Here is an 18,066-nt window from a genome sequence, read left to right as displayed (position 1 = left end):
TGAGCCTGCTCAGACCGACGGCTGAGCCCGCTCAGGGCTCGATCCGCTCAGAGATCCTGCCAGGCCGGCTTGTTCTCATACGCGTGGCGGTAGTAGTCGGCGAGCTGCAGCCTGGAGGCCGCCGCATCGTCGACCAGCACGGTCACGTGCTGGTGCATCTGCAGCACCGTCGCCGGCCACATCGCCGAGATCGGCCCCTCGACCATCTGGTGCACGGCCTCGGCCTTGTTGCCGCCGGTCGCGACGAGCACGAGGTGACGCGCCTCCATGATGGTGCCCAGCCCCTGGGTCAGGCACAGCTTCGGAACCTGTTCGACATCCCCGTCGAAGAACCGCGCATTGTCGACCCGCGTCTGATGCGTCAGCGACTTCACCCGCGTCCGTGACGCCAGCGACGATCCGGGCTCGTTGAACGCCAGGTGGCCGTCGGTGCCGATTCCGAGGATCTGCAGATCGATTCCGCCCGCCTCGGCGATCTTTCGCTCATAATCCGCCGAGGCGGCCGCCAGATCGTCGGCGGTTCCATCGGGTCCGTGGACGGCCCCCTCGGCGAAATCGACGCGCGTGGCGATCTCGGCGTCGATGACGTTGCGGTAGCGTTCCGGATGGTCGGCGGCGATGCCGACGTATTCGTCGAGCATGAACGCCTGCGCATGGGCGAAAGTGAGCCCTTCGTTCTTGTGGCGGGTCGTCAGCTCATCGTAGATGCGCAGCGGACTCGAACCGGTCGCGAGCCCGAGGACCGGCGCGGTCTGCCTGCGCAGCAGCCGCTCGATCGCATCGGCGGCGAGCTCCGCCAGCGTAAATTCATCGGCGATGACAACTTCCATCAGGTCTCCTTCGGCACTGGTCCGGCAAGTCGTTGAGGCGTATGGGCCTCAGTCAATCATTTCTTCTCGAGGGCACGCATGATCGGCTCGTAATGGGCGGTGATCGCGTCGCGGAACGCCTCGGCATCGCCGGTTTCCGCGGCCTCGAGCATGAGCCCGTGGGCCTTCGCGGTCTGTTCGAGGTCGGAGGCAACGGCGACATTGAGTTTCGGCAGCACCGCGGTGTGGACGTCCCAGAACGCCGCGACGAGCTGGCCGACGAGTGAGTTGCCGAGCTGGGCGAGCAGACCGGTGTGGAAGGCGCGGTCCTGCTGCGGGAAGGTCCTGCCGTCTGCGGCGAGCGCGGTCATCTCATCGACGAGGGAATGCAGGTCCGGGTTCGAGGTCCCCTGCAGAGCGTCGACGATCTGCTCGGACATTCCGTGGTCGAGGGCCTTGCGGACCTCGATGACGTCGCGCAGCGCATCGAGGTCGTCGCCGGGGCTGAGCACTCCGCGGAAGACGAGCGCCTCGACGAGCGCGTCGAGGGTCATCTCGCCGACATAGGTGCCGTGACCGTGGCGGACGTCGACGATGTCGAGGGTGGAGAGCTTGCGGATGGCCTCGCGGACGTTGGATCGGGAGACGCCGAGGCGGGTGCACAGTTCCCCTTCGGTCGGCAGGAGATCGCCGGGGTGCAGTCCGTCTGAGAGGATGAGATCCTTGATCCGGTCGGAAGTCGTCACCTTCCGACCGGCCGCTGTCGCCTCCGTCATGAGCACCTTCCACCGTCGATTCCGTGCCGAGTCTCCAGTATACGTCTGACATCAGATGTATCCGTCTTCGGTTTCCCGTTCGAGACGGGCACCGTCGGCCTTGTCTTATACGCGGGTGGCCTTGTCATATACGCGGGCCGAAATGACTACTAGAGTGATAGGCGTCAGCGGTCGTCGCACGGCCGACAACCACGACCCATTGGAGCAGTCATGAGTGGACTTGCGGTCACCATCGCCGTTGTCATCATCATCCTCGTCGTCGCCGTCCTGTTGTTCGGGAAGCTGCGCACCAGCGTGTTCTTCACGGTGAAGACCCAGGAGAACGTCATCGTCGAACGCTTCGGCAAGTACAAGAAGGTCGCGAAGCCGGGATTGAACACGAAGGTGCCGTTCATCGAGACGACGAGCAGGCCGATCTCGCTGCGAGTCCAGCAGCTCGAGGTCAACATCGAGTCGAAGACGAAGGACAACGTCTTCGTCACTGTGCCGGTCGCGGTGCAGTACGTCGTCGAAGAGGACAATGTCGCCGATGCCTACTACCGTCTGGCGAATTCGGAGGAGCAGATCCGCTCCTACGTCTTCGACACCGTCCGCTCGGCACTGTCGGGGCTGACGCTCGACACCGCATTCGAGTCGAAGGACGACATCGCCGAGAACGTCGAGCGCCGACTGTCCGAGTCGATGAAGCGCTACGGGTTCAAGATCGTGAGCACCCTGGTCACCGACATCACCCCGGATACGAAGGTGCGGGATTCGATGAACTCGATCAACGCCGCACAGCGCGACCGCGTCGCAGCCCAGTCTCTGGCCGAGGCGGACAAGATCAAGCGCGTCACCCAGGCTCAGGCCGAATCCGAGGCGATGCGCCTGCACGGTGAGGGCGTCGCCGCGCAGCGCAAGGCGATCGCGACCGGCATCGCCGAACAGTACGCGAAGCTGCAGGAGGTGGGCATCGACAAGACGGCCGAGCAGCTGCTGATGATGACCCAGTACTTCGACACGATGCAGAACGTCGCTCAGGAGGGGCGGTCGAACGTGCTGTTCATGCCCTCGAATCCGGGCGGGCTCGGCGAGATGGGTCAGGAGATCCGCAATGCCCTCTTCGCCGCCAACGCCGCCGAGGACGGTGCGACCTTCACAGCACCGGAGAGCCGGTACACCTCGAGCCACCGCTCGGAGCGCGGCGATGTCCCGCCCCAGCCGACGACGCCCCCGAACTCCGGCGGATCCGATGAGCCGAACGCACAGTCGCTGAAGTCGAGAGCACAGTCGATCGCCCAGCAGTGGACGAACTCACAGGAGCCTCCGCAGGATCCACGGCAGTGATCGGCCGCTGAGCACCGCACCACCGACGAAAGGACGAATCATGATGGCCCTCTACACCGCAGAAGCACTGGCCACCGGCGAAGGCCGCGACGGCCATGGCCGCACGAGCGACGGACAGGTCGATGTCGACCTCGCCACCCCCACGGAGATGGGCGGCAGCGGCAACGGCACGAATCCCGAGCAGCTCTTCGCGGTCGGCTACGCCGCCTGCTATCACTCGGCGCTGCGTCTCGTGGCCAGTCAGACCAAGGCGAATATCGACGATTCCTCGGTCGGCTCCCGCGTGAGCCTCGGCAAGGACAACGAGGGCGGCTTCCAGCTCGCCGTCGAACTCGAGGTCACCCTCCCGCACCTCGACAAACCCGAGGCTCAGGCATTGGCCGACAAGGCCCACAAGGTATGCCCGTACTCCAACGCCACCCGCGGCAACATCGACGTCACCATCAACGTCACCGACGACTAGCGGCCATTCGCCAGAAGCCTACTGTCCGCGCGCGGCGGCGACCGGCTCGTCTTCCGCAGACAGCACAGCTGAGGGGCGGGTGAAGATCTCTCTTCACCCGCCCCTCGGCTGTGTGCGGACCGATCGAACCCGACGTCAGCGCGTGGTCATCGCCTCCAGCGCGGACTTCTCGACCGCCTCGGCGACGGCCGGCGCCACACGGGAATCGAGCGCACCGGGCACGATATAGCCCGGCGCCAGGTCATCACCGACGAGGTCGGCGATCGCACGCGCGGCGACGAGCTTCATATCATCGGTGATCTCGTCGGCATCGGCGTCGAGCGCGCCGCGGAAGATTCCGGGGAACGCGAGGACGTTGTTGATCTGGTTCGGGAAGTCGCTGCGCCCGGTGGCCACCACGGTGGCGTACTTCGCGGCGACGTCGGGGACCACCTCGGGGTTGGGATTCGACAGGGCGAAGATGATCGCGTCATCGGCCATGTTCTCCAGGTGCGCCTCGTCGATGGTGCCGCCGGAGACGCCGATGAAGGCGTCGGCTCCATCGAGGGCTTCGCCGATCCCGCCGGAGATGCCGCGCGGGTTCGTGTCGGCGGCGAGCGCCTGCTTCGTCTCGGACAGGTCGGACCGGCCGGAGTCGACGACGCCCTTCGAATCGAGGACGACGATGTCGTTGACACCGGCGTCGGCGAGGATCTTCACCACGGCCACGNCGATGTCGTTGACACCGGCGTCGGCGAGGATCTTCACCACGGCCACGCCGGCGGCTCCGGCCCCGGAGACGACGACGCGGACGGACTCGAACGACTTCTTCACCACGCGCAGCGCATTCGTCAGCGCCGCGAGGACGACGACGGCGGTGCCGTGCTGGTCATCGTGCATGACGGGGATGTCGAGGGCTTCCTTGACGCGGTCCTCGATCTCGAAGCAGCGCGGAGCGGAGATGTCCTCGAGGTTGATCGCGCCGAAGGTCGGGGCCATCCGGACGATGGTCTCGACGATCTCGTCGGTGTCATTGGTGTCGAGGACGATCGGGATCGCATTGAGTCCCGAGAAGCTCTTGAACAAGGCGCACTTGCCCTCCATCACCGGCAGCGAGGCCTTCGCTCCGATATCGCCGAGGCCGAGCACGGCCGAGCCGTCGGAGATGACCGCGACGAGGCGGCCCGTCCAGGTATGGGTGCGTGCCAGCTGCGGTTCGTCCTTGATCGCGGTGCACACCTTGGCCACGCCCGGCGTGTAGGCGATCGACAGGTCGCGCTGAGTGGCGAGCGGGCTGGTCAGCTCGGCGGAGAGTTTGCCGCCTTCGTGGGCGGCGAAGATCTCCTGATCGGTGATGGGAGTCGGCGCGTTCTGGCCGGAAGCGGTCGAGTTTTCGGCGGTGGTCGTCATGTTTGATCCTCGTGGTTGATGCGGCGACAGGGCGTATTCGCTGTCGTCGACAGTGATCGTCTGGACGTCGGCCGTCGGAGGCGCGGCTTCGGCGGCATTCGCATGGGTTTCCATGAGCCCGGTTGCACTCGCATGGCCCGTATGGGTTCGCAAGAGCCCGGCTGCACTTGTATGAGCCCGTATGGGTTCGCCGAGGCGGTCCTGACGAAGAACTGGTCACCAGTGAAGGATGATGCGGTGACGTCTGCGCGCCCTGTGGTGCAGACCCTAGGTGAAGGGCGCCGCAGGTGCGCGCTGTGCGGATACGGCTCGCATAAGGGCGAGTGTCGACCTCATGGGTCGCATCCGGCAACCCGATCAGCATAACCGATGACGTGACTCGATTCACTCGAAAATCCACCCCTCGCCGAGGTTGCCCGGCGTTTCGGTGGCATGTTCTCCGGACCTTTGGAACCGCGGAAGGCGGGCGCAGCTCCCTTGGCGTTCTCGTGTCTGACTGGGTTCTCATCTCAGCTTATGCCCTGGCGTCACCTCGGATTCTTGTGCCAGCTCGGGCTCGCGTGTCAGCTCGGGTTCTCGTGCCAGCTCGGTCACCCGTGCCAGCTCGGGCTCTCGTGTCAGCTCGGGCCAGCCCGGATTCTCGTGTCAGTGCCGAATGCGACGATTGTTGCACAACGAAATCAGACACGATCAGCTATCGAGAATTATTCGAACTATTTTTCTGTTTTCTATTGTATATGGCACTTTGATTGATTATCATAGTGTTACAGGCTTTTCAAATCAGCTCCACTTCCCCGACAACGAAGTCCGAGGCAGGTGAAAACGCAATGAAGGGCACGACCGACCGTTCCACCCCGGCGCACGCCGAGGCACCCGAGACGACACCGTCGTCTCCGCGGCTGACCATCCGCTTCGAATCGAGCATGTCTCGCTTCGCTGAGGAGTCCGCCGCCGCAGATCGCGCCTATCTCTCCGCCTTCGAATCGTTGTCTGCAGTGGTGCTCGAACAGGTCTTCATCGGCCTCGATTTCCCCATCCCCGAGGGCTCCGAGCCGTTCCGCTGCGAGACGATCGCCGGAACTTTCGAGCGCCGCGACAAGGAATCCAGACACGCAGCAGCAGCAGCCGATTCGCAGGCCGTCGGCGAGAAGTCTGGTGCCGAGCCCAGTGAATCGGCCGTGGACGCCCCGTCTAGCGCCGAGGCCGCGACGGACCCGGCCGTGTTCTATGACGAAGACTTTGCTCGTGAGCAGAAGAAGGCCTCGGATGCCGCGCGGAACCTGTTGCCGGAGTTCCCCGAGCTCGACTCGGGCATCTGCTTCTCGAAGTGGGTCTATGACAACGTGGACTCCGATGACCTCGTCGAGATCTCGACGGTGCTGGGAACCAATTCGGGACGCACCTACCGCCAGCTGTCGAGCGCGATGACGATCCTCTACGGACTCCCCCGGTTCACCGACCGTGTCCGTGCCGGCGAGTTCACGCGCGCTCATGTCGATGTCGCTGCTCAGCAGTGCCAGAACGTTGCATTCGAGTTCCTGCCGCGGATCGATGCCTTCCTGGCCACCAAGAAGGCCGATGTCACCTGTGACTCCCTGCGCAGGGCTCTGACGAAGATGATCGCCCTGCTCGTGCCTCCGACCGATGCGACAGAGATCGCCACGAAGCGCCGCCGCATCGACGTCGAGGGCTATAAGGACGGCTCCGCGTGCCTCACCGTCAGCGGTCCGTCCGCCGAGATCTTCTCCTGCTACAACCGGATCCAGGCAATGGCCCTGGCGATTAATGGGAAGAACAAGTCTGCGTTCAATCTGCCCGCAGGAGTCGAGCTCAACGACGACCGCTCCATTTCCCAGCTCGAATACGACCTGTTCGTCCGTCCGGTTCCCGAGCTGAGCGTCAAGGTCGTCGCAGTCGATTCGGTCACCGGTATCCAGACCGCCAAAGAGGCACCGATGCTCGGTGCCGACGGAGAGCTCATTCCGGGCCTGGACGCCGAAGACGGCCTCGCTGACTATGCCAAGCGAGTCGCCGCGCAGTCGCCCGACGCCGACAGCGCGATCGCCGGCGACGTGTCGGGCGATCAATCCATCGGGTCCGCTTTCGCCCCGGCCCCCAAGGATGGCGATCAGGCCGACCATGGCCCCGTCGAGTACTCGATCAAACTGCGCATGCCCACCAGCCAGTCGTGGCTGGCGAACCAGGCCGCCACGGTCGTGACGGTTCCGTTCCTCACCCTCACCGGCGACTCGGACCTGCCCGGCACTTTCGCTGACGGCTCGCCGGTCCCCGCCGAGGTAGCTCGCACGATCGCCGGCCGGTCGAAGTCCATCCAGCGGATCCTCACCGATCCCGCCACCGGCACTCCCATCGATGCGAAGGCCACGACTTATACAGTCCCGAGGGACCTCCGCAAGACCCTGATCGAGCAGTGGACGGTGTGCACTGTCCCCGGCTGCTCGCGCAGGGCTGAGAAGTCGGAGATGGACCATGTCAATCCGTTCTTCCACCTCGTGCCGCTCAAGGGCGGACTCACCCGATTCGGGAACATTCACCCACTGTGCCGACTGCACCATGCGCTCAAGACTGCCGGTCGGTATAGGGTCACTATGCCCAAATCCGGCGTAATCGACTACGAATTCAGGCACGGGATCTCGACCACTGTGTCGGCTCCCGAGCAGCCGATCAATGTTGCCCAGGTCCTCGACTTCGCCGCCTTGGCACACTTGGGTCTCGAGCGGTGGACTCTGCCCGTATCGATGATCCCCACTGTTCCGACGGTGCTTGAGCTCATGCCCGGCGAGTCGACAATTCGCGAGCGTGACGAGAAGAAGCGCCTACGCGAGGAGCGCGATGCCAAGCAGCGTCGCTTGTCGGAGGCATTCAATGACCAGCGTGCCGCACGACAGCGGCTGAGGCTCGAGCGGTGCCTCGACTGGGAGAACTCTGTCTTCCAGCCCTGTCTCCCTGCCGGCTCCGACACTGCCGCGGTGAAGCAGCTGACGGGGAACGCGAGGTATGCCCAAGTAGTCAAATGGGCGCGTCTTGCCAAGCTCGACATCGACGATATCGACTTCGACCCGAACGAGCCCGACAAGCCCAGCGCCCGTACCAACGCTGGCTCGAGCATCACCGGCTCCGAGGGCAATACGCAGTCTGAGGACACCGCGATGCGCAAGGATGCGGGAACCGCAGATCCTTGGGACCACCGCTTCGTCTCCAAGACAGTGAACTGGGACCACGACCTCGAGGTCGATCCCCCACCGTTCTGATGACGCGCCACGGAGCCTGCGGCATCGCTCCCAGCTCGGACGCCGACGCCGACAGCGCTGGCGGCAGACCTCTCAGCGCCGAAACCACGGATCGCGTTTCGTCGGTCGGGCCGACGTCTACCGCAGTGGGTTGGTCGTCGTCCACCGCACCGGCCCGTCCGTCGCCAATCGCATTGGGCCGTCCGTCGCCAATCGCAATGGGGCGTCCGTCGACTATCGCAGGGGCCCGGGCCCTCCTCCCCTACTGCAGCGGGCGCCGTTCGTCCACTGCGTCGACTTCAGTCGTGAGGTCGCGACCACGGGTTTCGGGTGCGAAGAGTGCGCCGAGCAGGCCACAGCCGGCGAAGAGGATGAGAACGATCGCGACGGGCCACCACGAGTCGGTGATCACGGCGACGAGCGATGCCGCGATCACCGGTGCCAGGCCGCCGGAGACGACCGACCCGACTTCCTTGATCGTGGTCATGAACGTATACCGGTGCTTCGATCCGAACAGTTCGACCAGCCAGCTCGACTCAACGCCGTAGAGGTTCGGCAGAGGGCCGCCCACGAAGACCGCGAAGACAGCGGCGATGACGATCGGATTGCCGGTCTCGATGAGCAGCATGGCCGGAATCGCGAAGAGGATCTGGAAGAGAGTGAATCCCAGGAACACCGGTCGCCTGCCCACCTTGTCGCTGAGCCTGCCGAAATACGGCACGGTCGCGAAGCCGATGACGGTTCCGATCATGATGCCGGTCGTGACCACCGCGGAATCAAGGCCGGTCGTAGTCACGACCCATCCGACCATGAAGCCTTTGACCAGGTAGACCGCAGAGTTCTCGCCCATGCGGATACCCAGGGCGAGCAGGAACGACTTCGTCGACCGGCGCGCCTCGACGAGGATGCTCGGCTGCTCCACCTTGTGCGCAGCGGCCTCCGCGCGGCGTTCCTTGGCTTCCTCGAACACCGGGGATTCCTTGACCTTCGTGCGAATCGCCAGTGCCACGAATGTGGTGACGATGCTGAGCAGGAAGGGCACCCTCCAGCCCCAGCTGAGGAAGGCTTCGTCCGGCAGCAGGGTGAGCAGGGTCCACAGAACTGTGGCCAGGAAGATTCCGCTGTTGGTCCCCATCGCCACGATCGCTCCGAAGAGCCCACGGCGACGCACAGGCGACGATTCGACCAAGAGCACCGAGGCTCCGGCCAATTCGGCTCCGGCTCCGAACCCCTGCACGAGTCGGAGGACGACAAGCAGCGCAGGTGCCCAGATGCCGATCTGCGCATAAGTCGGCAGAAGCCCGATGCCCATGGTCGCGATGCCCATCATCGACAGGGTGACGATGAGGACGATCCGACGTCCGTGCTTGTCACCGACTCGGCCGAAGACGTACCCGCCGATCGGGCGGACGACGAACCCGGATCCATAGACACCGAGGCTGGAGATCAGCGCGACCGCAGGAGTCTCATTGGGGAAGAAGAGCGGCCCGAAGACCAAGGCTGAGGCAAGCGTGTAGAGGGTGAAGTCCATGTACTCGAGCGAACTGCCGAGCCACGATGACCATGCGGCACGGCGCAGCTCGGGACGAGTCACATTCGGGTCAGGAGGGGATGCAGCCTGGGTGCTTGTCTTCATTGACATGATTTCAACTTTCTTCGGTTCGAATTCTCGCGTGCTCGGTAGGAAGCCTCAGCTGTCGGCTGCTGCCCACAGCTGCCCACGGACATGGATGGGCGAGTGAGGGCTCCGGTTCAGCGCAGGTAGATGCGGGTGGGATCGAGCGTCTCTCGCAGCAGTGCCAGCTCACCCGGAGTCGGCGGCTGCGTCGTCTCGAGGTCGGGCGAGACCTGCAGGTTCCACCCGGTCTGGCGCACCACCTCGGCGGGGTCGACACCCGGGTGAACGGCCGTGAGCGTGAGCTCTTCATCCCGGGCGAAGCGCGTCATGATTCCCAGGTCGGTGATCACATGGGTCACGCCTGCGCCCGTCGGCATAGACCCGACCTCCGCCTCGGCGGCCTTCTTCGGCCCCGGGGAGGTGACGAAGTCCAAGGATTCGACGAAGGTGCGCGGGGTGTGTCGACGCATGACGAGGAAGATCTCGGCTGCGCCCGCCATGGCCTCGATGGCTCCTCCTGAGCCCGGAAGCCGGCTGTCGGGGTGCTCCCAGTCCTCACCGATGAGGGTGGAGTTGAGGTTCCCGTACTTGTCGACCTGCGCGGCGCCGAGGAATCCGACATCGATGCGCTGGCCCTGCAGAACATAGTTGAACAGGTGCGTCATCGGCATCACCGAGGCGGCTCCCGGCACGAGGATCGAGTCCGAGATGCTGCGCGGCATGACCGGCGGTCTGGCTCCGGTGACTCCCGATTCGTAGACGATCTCGACGTCCGGCGCAACGGTGTGCTGGGCCAGGGAGACGGCCAGCGTGGGCAGGCCGTGTCCGGCGAAGACCACGTTGCGTCCGGCCAGCGCCCGCGCCGAATGGACCGTGAGAAGTTCGCTGCTGGTGACCTCGTCGCCGGTGGTCTCGTCATGGGTGACCTCGCTGCTGGTGGCGTCGCTGACCTCGTCGCGGGTCTGAGTCTCAGTCGTGTCGTGAGCACTCAGTGTCATGCTCGGCCTCCGTAGTTCACAGGTGTCGAATAGGCGTCGTGGATGGCCATCCGCTCGAAGTGGTCAGATCCGAGGGTGGCAAGGAACTCGTCGTGGTCGCTCGAGTCGCGGATGTTGGTCTCGAGCCAGTTCTGAACCGCCGCAGCGTCGCGGGCGAGCACCGACCACTGTCTCGAGAACTCGTCGTCGCGGTCGTAATAGCCCTGGACCGAGTGAGGATGCGAGCCCCGGGGGACGGCGACCACGGCATCGACGACGTGCGCGGGAACGATCGTGCGGTTCGGATCGGAGCGGATGACAGCCTCGTCGACGATCTCTTCGACGGTGACGATGAGACGGCGACCGGCGAACGCGGCCTCGGTTTGGATCCCGAGCATCCCCCAGGCCTGCACGTTTCCGTGTAGGTCTGCGCGTTGGGCGTGGATGATCGTGAGGTCGGGATTGAGTGCGGGCACGACGTGGATGTCCGGTCCGCCGTAGGGGTCGGGCACGGATCTGATCCGTGGGTTCTTCGCCGCCAGGTCGCTGCCTCGGTAGGAGGCGATGGGCTGGAACGGGAGCTTCGCGGCACCGGCCTGGTAGCGAGCGACCATTCCGCCGTGACTGTATTCGTCGAACCACAGCGGTTCCGGGTCCGACATCTCGATGCGCCGCCGCAGCTCGTGGAGGGAACCGGCCGAACTGTTGGCGATGAACGAGGAGATGAGGCCCTTCAGGCAGTTCGCTCCGAGCAGCTGGTCGACGATGACATCACAGGACATGCGGGCGAGGACCAGATCTGTGAAGCCCTGCCGGATGATCTCGTGCGCGGCGGCGACCGGCACGATATGACCGAATCCCTCCAGCGCGACTGTGTCTCCATCGCTCAGATAGGTGCTGATCGCTCGGGGAAGACTCATCGTCTTGTCCATCGCGTTCCTCCTCGAACTTCGAATGACTGTGACCTCAGTCATCCTTCCAAAGTCATTGATACCCGTCCAATACTTATAATGGAGCTGATTGATGCACACTCTGCACGAATATCTCCCGGTCCTCTTTGAAGGGACGGCCGCATTTCACGATTGGGACACCGATATGGACACCAAGCACATCCGCGCTTTCCTCGTCCTCGCTGAGGAACTTCACTTCGGCCGGGCCGCCGAACGACTTCACATGACCCAGCCGCCCCTCAGCCGACTCATCCGAGGCCTCGAGTCCGATATGTCGGCTCAGCTGTTCGAACGCAGCACCCGATCGGTCCGCCTGACTCCGGCAGGACAGGCGCTCATCGAACCTGCGCGCGACATCCTCATGAGCCATCGCCTCGCCGACTCCGCAGTGCAGGCGGCGGGGAAGGGCGAAGTCGGACATCTGCGTCTGGGCTTCACCGGTATCGCGACCCACAAACTCATCGGGCGGCTGCTGAAATTGGTCCGCGGCACTCATCCGGGAATCCATCTCAGTCTGCAGAGCGCATCCTTCGCGCTGCCCGCCATCGACAGCGTCGCCGATGGTTCGATGGACCTCGCCTTCGGACTCTGGCCCTTCGTCCCGCAGTCCATCGAGACGCGGGTCGTCGCCCAAGAGTCGCTTGTCGTCGCCATGCACAGAGAGCACGCTCTGGCAGGACGGGAGTCGGTGTCGATGAGCGAACTCGAGGGAGAGCATTTCATCACGCTGCCGCCGAACCCGGGTTCGACGACGATCGAACGGCTCTACGCGCTGTCACAAGCCGCAGGATTCAATCCCACCGTCATCCAGGTCGCCCCGGACACGTGGACGATTCTCTCGCTCGTCGGCGCGGAGATCGGATGCTCGGTCACCGTGTCCTCGGTGCCGCAGAACGCTTCCTTCCCCAACATCGCCTTCGTCCCCCTCGAGGATCCGAAGGGGCCGTTCCCGCTGCTCATGGCCTGGCGCAGAAACGACGTCAGTCCTGCTCTCGCCGAGGTGCTGCGACTGGCCCAGCAGCTGTTCCCCACCGCTGTCCCGTAGACTCGCATCAGTAAACGATCGCTCGAACAGTGCTTCGGGCTTCACGACGAGGATGTGGTGATTCATGAGCGTGCTCTATCTGATCCGACACGGACAGGCCTCCTTCGGCACCGATGACTATGACCGGCTGTCCGATCTCGGCAAGGAGCAGAGCCGCGTCACCGGCCGATTCCTCGCCTCCCAGCGCGTCGAACCCGATCGGGTCATCCACGGTGAGATGCTGCGACAGCGGCAGACGGCCGCCGGCATCCTCGCAGGGCTCAGGCAAGGACCCGATCACAAGCACGGCCGAGAGCACGGGGCCAACCGCGAGCCCACTCACGAGCACAGCCCCGACCGCGAACGCAATCACGAGTTCGGCACCGGCCGCGAACGCGACACGGTAGTCGATGCCGGCTGGAACGAGTACAACGCCTGGGAGCTCACGGGCGCCTTGACCGAGACCGACCCGCGGGCAAAGCACGACTCGAAGATCTTCCAGACCGAACTCGAACGCGGCTGCGCCCGCTGGGCCTCCGGTGATTATGACGAGGGCTATTCGGAGACCTACAGACAGTTCACCTCTCGAGTCGATCACGCCCTCGACGAGGCGATCAACGCGATGGGATCGGGCCAGTCGACGATCGTCGTCTCCAGCGCCGGTGCCATCGCCTGGACGGCCGCCCGGCTGCTCGGCGGAGGCTTCGACCAGTGGATGGCGTTCAACCGAGTGACCATCAACACCGGCATCACGAAGATCATCACCGGCCGCGGCGGCACCAGCCTCATCTCCTTCAACGACCACGGCCATCAGGACCCGAAGAACGCAACGTATCGCTGAGGATCAGCCTGACACGGGCAGCGTCTCCCCGGTCGTCTCAGCAACTCCGGTCGCTCCAGGAGTCTCAGCAGCCTCAGCGCCATCAGTCATGCATCCGCGCTCCTTTCACGGTCCGGTCAACCGCGTTCTTCGCCCCGCGCATGGCCACCCCGACGAGGTTGAGCTGCTCAGCCGGCACCAGCGCCACAGCCGCCCGATTCGCCGCATCGTGGCCGGTGGAGAACAGCTCCTCCGTGTAGACGGCGGTCGGGATTCCGCGCCCTAACGCCTTCGACCGGATCGATTTGAGTTTCTCCGCATCCGCGCTCATCACCATCACCGGTTGGCGCAGCATCGGCAGGTAGTCATTGCCGTCGGCGTCGCGGTAGTTCTCTCCGACCAGGTCGTCTTCGCTCGCAGCGATGCCGGACATGAGGAACGCGGTGACGTTGAGCTCCTGCCACGGCAGCAGGCCATCGCGGAGGACCACGACGACCTTCGTGTCGAACCGCACCGGCGCACTCGGATCGCCAGACAACTGCGCACTCGGATCGCCAGACAACAGTGCACTCGACACTGCTCTCGGGTCGGCAGACGACGACGGTGCGGCCGCCTCGGTGACGGGATTGCCGACTGCCGCCTCGGCGGGCGATGAGGCATCGGATGGGACTGTGGAATTCGTGTTCTCGTGCATGGATCCAGCTTCACCGTCAGCACACACCGCGGTCTTGTACATTTGTTGCATGGTCGACGTCATCCGCGCCTGGCACCCTCAGGTTCCGCAGGTTCAGGAGGTGCTCCACGCCCGCTTCGACCATCATGCCTATCCCTCGCATACGCACGATTCGTGGACGGTCCTGCTCATCGACGACGGTGCCGTGACCTATGACCTCGATCGGCACGATCACCTCGCCACGCCGACCGCAGTCACGCTGCTGCCGCCGCAGGTGCCTCACGACGGTCGCTCGGCGTCGGCGGAGAAGGGCTTCCGCAAACGGGTGCTCTACCTCGAGCCCGAGTGGCTGCCGGGGTCCGCGGTCGACGCCGCGGCGGATTCGCCCACCCTGCTCGGCACCGATGCCCTGACCGCGGTCACCGATATCCACGCCGCCCTGACCGATCCGGCCGATGCCCTCGCCGCCGAGTGCGGGGTGCTCGCCCTGCGCGATTTCGCGCTCTCCCGGCTCACCCCGACCGCTGAGCCCGCCTCGGATGCCCCGTTGGCCCGCCGTCTGCGCGAAATGCTCGATGATCGCCTGTTCGAGTCCTTCACCATCGCCGAGGCGGCCACCGAGCTCGGCGCCCACCGCAGCCATCTGGTGCGGGTGTTCACGTCCGCGTTCGGAATCGCGCCCCACCGGTACGTCATCGGTCGCCGCGTCGATCGCGCCCGCAGGCTGCTGCTGTCCGGCCTCTCCCCCGCCGAGGCGGCCGTTGAGTCAGGGTTCCATGACCAGGCGCATCTCACCCGGCACTTCAGGTCGACCTTGGGTACGACTCCCGGGGTCTTCGCCGCCTGACAGCTGGTTCCGCAGCGGGTGGGTGCCAAACCGCGGAAGTGAACACGCAGTCATCGCCCCGCTTATCGGCGCCGGTGGGCGTGCGCGACCGCCTCGGTTCTGTTGCGCACGCCGAGCTTCCGATAGAGCGCGGACAGCCGGTTCTTCAGAGTGCCGGGCACGACTCCGAACTCGCGGGCGATCTGCGCCACGGACTTCGGCGAATCGATGGCGAAGAGCAGCGACAGTTCGGCCGGAGTCAGGTCGGTCTGGAAGTCCGGCACGGTCTGCGAGGACTCGGGCAGGTCGAGAAGCCGCTTCTGCAGTTCGGTCGGCGTCACCTCTTCGTCAGCGAAAGACCTGGCCAGGGCGGTCCAGCCGGGATGGTCGGCGGACGCGGAGACGAGCGCGTCCCGGGTCTGCTTCGACAGCTGCGCGATGGCCAGCACGGATGACGTGAGGGAGCAGTAGTCGAGCACATGGATGAACGCTTCGAGCGCCTCGTCCGCACGCCCTTCATGGTGGAGGATGTCGGCACGCAGAGCCGCAGCGGAGCTCTTGAGGCGAGGCCCCTGATCCCCGGTCAGCATCCGCCCGGTCTCAGACCACAGCAGATCGTGCTGCCCGAAAGCCAGTGCCTGCCGGGCCTTGACGATCGGGTAGCCGGGGCTGTGCGGGTTGAGGTGGTCGCCCAGCTCCTGCAGGGCCTTCTTCTCCCCGGCAGCCATGAGCACGAAGCTGGCGATGTTGAGCACGCCTGAGAATCGTGCGCTCGAGACGCTGACCATCGGCAGGAACCGCACATGTGTGCTCTCGGTGAGCAACTTCGCGGCGATCGACGCCCGCCCCTGGTAGACAAGGTGAAGGCTGCGGATGATGTCGGGAATCGGCCCGAGACTCCCCGTGGGCTTCGCCGAGTCGAGGCCCTCGAGCAGCCGTTCGGCGGCAGTGAGCTCGAGACGGTCGAGGCTGCGCATCAGCTCGACGCACCGCGCCGTGAGCTCGTCAGGCAGCGTGTCCATCCCGAACCGAGCGGCGTTCTGCCTGGCGCGCGTCAGGCTGCGGTCCATGTCCGATCCGCGCCCGTGTCCCATCCCGGCCAGGCCGGCCTCGACGAGCCCGGTGAGCAGGGGATGCGGCGAGTTCGGCGCGTAGATCTCAGCGAATTGGACGACCCGCTGCAGCATCGCCGTCGCCTCGGGGAAATGCCCGGCCGCGCTCAGGTTCCGCCCGTGTTCGAGGTTGAGTTCGGCCTGCAGCATGAGCGTGGGTCCGGGTTCTGCCTCGCCGAGGCGGCGCAGCCGTTCTCGCCCCGCGTCGAGCAGGGTCAGGGCGCGTTTGTAGTCCTTGTTCAGTCTGTGCGTTCGTGCTTCCAGCGTGGTCAGCACGGCCACCTCGTCGGCGGTCAGGACGAGGTCCGGTTCGGCGAACAGGAGCCCGTGCAGCTCAGGCAGCACGATGCTGTCGAAGTCGGTGGCGGCCAGCACCGTCGGCCCGACATCGCTGCCGAGCTTCAGCCGGGTCGAGTCGATGCGACGGGCCGCGCTGCGGGCCAGGGTGAGGATCGGATTCTTGGCGAGCACATCCTCGGGGACGCCGAGATAGGCTTTGATCGCAGTGGGTGCATCGAGGAAGACGTTGACGGATCGGCGGGCCCAGGCTCGTTCGAGGACCTTCCAGTGCCGTGTCTCGACGACGAGGTCGACGATCTCGACCAGTCCGGATCGGTCGTCCGGGCGCATCCGCCCGAACTTGCTCGCAATGGCCGCTCCGAGCGCTTCTCGCGGGGTCTTCTCAGCGGTGCTCGATTCGGTGGCGATGACTCGGCGCATCAGTCGGCGGATGAGGGGAGGGACCGTGAATACGACGTCGGTGCCGTTCGGGATCGTCAGCAGCCCTTGGTCGAGGAGGAAGGAGGTGAGGTCTTCGGGTGACGATGCCGCCGAGGCGGTCACCTTCGCGGCGGCGAATGCGACGTGGACCAGGTGGACGATCTCTGAGGTGACTCGCGGTGCCGCCGAGAACAGGGCCAGCAGATAGAGCGCCGCTGCCTCCCGCGTGGCGCCGTTGACGACCGGAGTCAGTTCGGGTGGGAGCATCGCGCCGATGCGGTCGGAATCTGTGTCGGTCACGGAGCTGCCGGCGTTGACGCGTGCCCGCCGGAGTATGTCGGCAATGCGGGTTCGGCCGCCGCTGCAGGTGAAGAGCTGTTCGAGATCGGACTCGGCCAGCATGTCGCTGTGCTCGACCGCCTCGGCGAAGGATTCGAGGGAGGATGCGCGCGGCCCGAATCGGGAATCGATTTCGGAGGCCGGGGTCACCGGCGCGGTTGTGGGGTCATCGGGGCGTCTGAGTTGGGAATTGGTCATGAATTCGGGTCTCTTCTGTTATGGCGGCGGTGGCCGGTCGGCAGGGGTGATTGCCGCAGGGAGGGGAAATTTGGTGCTGGGTATGAGCCAGAGTACCGCATGAACCCGAGACCGCTGGTGAGCCGTGATCGGGTCACGGCTCACCAGCGGCGGAGTCGGTGAATCACCTCACCGTGTCATCAGCTCTGCCGATTGCGCCGTGACATAGCGATCGCTGCGACGCCGGCTGCGATGAGCAGCGAACCGACGAGGCCGAATGTGACGGCCCCAGCAGCACCGGTGCGCGGCAGGTCACCGCCATCGCTCGAGCCTCCTGCGTTCGCATCGGATGATGCTTCTGCGTTGTTGGCGTTGGCGTTGGCGTTGGCGTTGGCCGATGCTCCCGCGTTCGAATCGGATGATGCGTTCGATCCTGAGCTGGCATTCGCCGTCGCCGAGGTGGCCGCCCCCGCGTCCTCATCCGCTTCGGATTCGGATTTCGCACCGTCGGAATCGGCCGTGGCACTGGCCTTGGCTCCGTCGGTGTCGGCTTCCTGGGCCCCGTCGACGTCGGCTTTCGCGCCGTCAGCATCGGCATCGGACTTGGTGCCGTCTGCGTCAGCATCGGACTTGGTGCCATCAGCATCGGCCGTCGTGTCCTGATCGGCCTCAGCCTGAGGATCCGACGAGGCCCCGTCGACGTCGGCCTGGGTGTCGGTCTCGGTTCCATCGGCGTCTGCAGCGGCTTCGACCGATGCCTCGGACGAGGAATCCGCGGTCGATGCGGCCCGGGCTGCGGACTCGGCATTCGCTTCC

At 65.2% G+C, this 18,066-nt stretch carries 15 protein-coding genes; 6 read left to right on the top strand and 9 right to left on the bottom strand.

Annotated elements, in window-relative coordinates; all coding sequences use genetic code 11:
- Positions 1 to 47 precede the first annotated feature (47 nt).
- Together nagB and FHG09_RS18420 are read right to left on the bottom strand one after the other, a co-directional pair.
- Complete coding sequence (gene nagB / locus FHG09_RS18425; protein ID WP_152349100.1) at positions 48 to 830, bottom strand: glucosamine-6-phosphate deaminase; 783 nt, start codon at positions 828 to 830, stop codon at positions 48 to 50.
- 56 nt (positions 831 to 886) lie between these two features.
- Positions 887 to 1,585 (bottom strand): FadR/GntR family transcriptional regulator, encoded by a 699-nt coding sequence (locus tag FHG09_RS18420; protein ID WP_152349099.1) that lies wholly within the window; start codon positions 1,583 to 1,585, stop codon positions 887 to 889.
- A 210-nt stretch (positions 1,586 to 1,795) separates the two neighbouring features.
- Between FHG09_RS18420 and FHG09_RS18415 the strand changes: the two genes are divergently transcribed.
- Together FHG09_RS18415 and FHG09_RS18410 are read left to right on the top strand one after the other, a co-directional pair.
- Positions 1,796 to 2,911: an SPFH domain-containing protein gene (locus tag FHG09_RS18415; RefSeq protein WP_152349098.1), complete on the top strand. Its 1,116-nt coding sequence runs from the start codon at positions 1,796 to 1,798 to the stop codon at positions 2,909 to 2,911.
- A 40-nt stretch (positions 2,912 to 2,951) separates the two neighbouring features.
- Positions 2,952 to 3,374, top strand: coding sequence for an organic hydroperoxide resistance protein (locus FHG09_RS18410; RefSeq protein ID WP_152349097.1), 423 nt, complete (start codon positions 2,952 to 2,954; stop codon positions 3,372 to 3,374).
- A 135-nt stretch (positions 3,375 to 3,509) separates the two neighbouring features.
- Here FHG09_RS18410 and FHG09_RS18405 read toward each other — a convergent pair whose 3' ends face one another.
- On the bottom strand, positions 3,510 to 4,763 hold the full coding sequence (locus FHG09_RS18405; RefSeq protein ID WP_152349096.1) for an NADP-dependent malic enzyme: 1,254 nt from the start codon (positions 4,761 to 4,763) through the stop codon (positions 3,510 to 3,512).
- A gap of 827 nt (positions 4,764 to 5,590) precedes the next feature.
- On the opposite strand from FHG09_RS18405, the gene FHG09_RS18400 reads away from it, so the two are divergent.
- Positions 5,591 to 8,035, top strand: a complete 2,445-nt coding sequence (locus FHG09_RS18400) for an HNH endonuclease signature motif containing protein (protein ID WP_152349095.1) — start codon at positions 5,591 to 5,593, stop codon at positions 8,033 to 8,035.
- A 241-nt stretch (positions 8,036 to 8,276) separates the two neighbouring features.
- Here FHG09_RS18400 and FHG09_RS18395 read toward each other — a convergent pair whose 3' ends face one another.
- From FHG09_RS18395 to FHG09_RS18385, 3 genes are all read right to left on the bottom strand, one after another.
- Positions 8,277 to 9,656, bottom strand: a complete 1,380-nt coding sequence (locus FHG09_RS18395; protein WP_152349094.1) for an MFS transporter — start codon at positions 9,654 to 9,656, stop codon at positions 8,277 to 8,279.
- 110 nt (positions 9,657 to 9,766) lie between these two features.
- Positions 9,767 to 10,630, bottom strand: coding sequence for a CoA-transferase subunit beta (locus tag FHG09_RS18390; protein ID WP_152349093.1), 864 nt, complete (start codon positions 10,628 to 10,630; stop codon positions 9,767 to 9,769).
- Positions 10,627 to 11,541 (bottom strand): CoA transferase subunit A, encoded by a 915-nt coding sequence (locus FHG09_RS18385; RefSeq protein ID WP_152349092.1) that lies wholly within the window; start codon positions 11,539 to 11,541, stop codon positions 10,627 to 10,629. The genes FHG09_RS18390 and FHG09_RS18385 overlap by 4 nt, the downstream gene beginning before the upstream one ends.
- 91 nt (positions 11,542 to 11,632) lie before the next feature.
- Between FHG09_RS18385 and FHG09_RS18380 the strand changes: the two genes are divergently transcribed.
- Positions 11,633 to 12,604 carry a LysR substrate-binding domain-containing protein gene (locus FHG09_RS18380; RefSeq protein ID WP_227492870.1) on the top strand — a complete coding sequence of 324 codons (972 nt, stop codon included), beginning with the start codon at positions 11,633 to 11,635 and terminating at the stop codon, positions 12,602 to 12,604.
- Between the two features lie 64 nt (positions 12,605 to 12,668).
- Positions 12,669 to 13,424 (top strand): histidine phosphatase family protein, encoded by a 756-nt coding sequence (locus FHG09_RS18375; protein WP_152349091.1) that lies wholly within the window; start codon positions 12,669 to 12,671, stop codon positions 13,422 to 13,424.
- An 82-nt stretch (positions 13,425 to 13,506) separates the two neighbouring features.
- On the opposite strand, the gene FHG09_RS18370 is transcribed toward FHG09_RS18375, so the two are convergent.
- Positions 13,507 to 14,097: a DUF2000 family protein gene (locus tag FHG09_RS18370; RefSeq protein WP_152349090.1), complete on the bottom strand. Its 591-nt coding sequence runs from the start codon at positions 14,095 to 14,097 to the stop codon at positions 13,507 to 13,509.
- Between the two features lie 49 nt (positions 14,098 to 14,146).
- Between FHG09_RS18370 and FHG09_RS18365 the strand changes: the two genes are divergently transcribed.
- Positions 14,147 to 14,923 (top strand): AraC family transcriptional regulator, encoded by a 777-nt coding sequence (locus FHG09_RS18365; RefSeq protein WP_152349089.1) that lies wholly within the window; start codon positions 14,147 to 14,149, stop codon positions 14,921 to 14,923.
- 62 nt (positions 14,924 to 14,985) lie between these two features.
- Here the strand turns inward: FHG09_RS18365 and FHG09_RS20175 are convergent, their stop codons facing one another.
- Both FHG09_RS20175 and FHG09_RS18355 read right to left on the bottom strand, forming a co-directional pair.
- On the bottom strand, positions 14,986 to 17,271 hold the full coding sequence (locus tag FHG09_RS20175; protein ID WP_227492869.1) for a helix-turn-helix transcriptional regulator: 2,286 nt from the start codon (positions 17,269 to 17,271) through the stop codon (positions 14,986 to 14,988).
- A gap of 179 nt (positions 17,272 to 17,450) precedes the next feature.
- Positions 17,451 to 18,066 (bottom strand): LPXTG cell wall anchor domain-containing protein (locus tag FHG09_RS18355; RefSeq protein WP_152349088.1); only part of this gene is annotated, 616 nt, incomplete at its 5' end.

Origin of the sequence: Brevibacterium sp. CFH 10365 (assembly GCF_009299785.1) — a bacterium.
In the GTDB taxonomy this organism is placed as follows: domain Bacteria; phylum Actinomycetota; class Actinomycetes; order Actinomycetales; family Brevibacteriaceae; genus Brevibacterium; species Brevibacterium limosum.
This window is presented reverse-complemented; position numbering and strand designations above follow the sequence as displayed.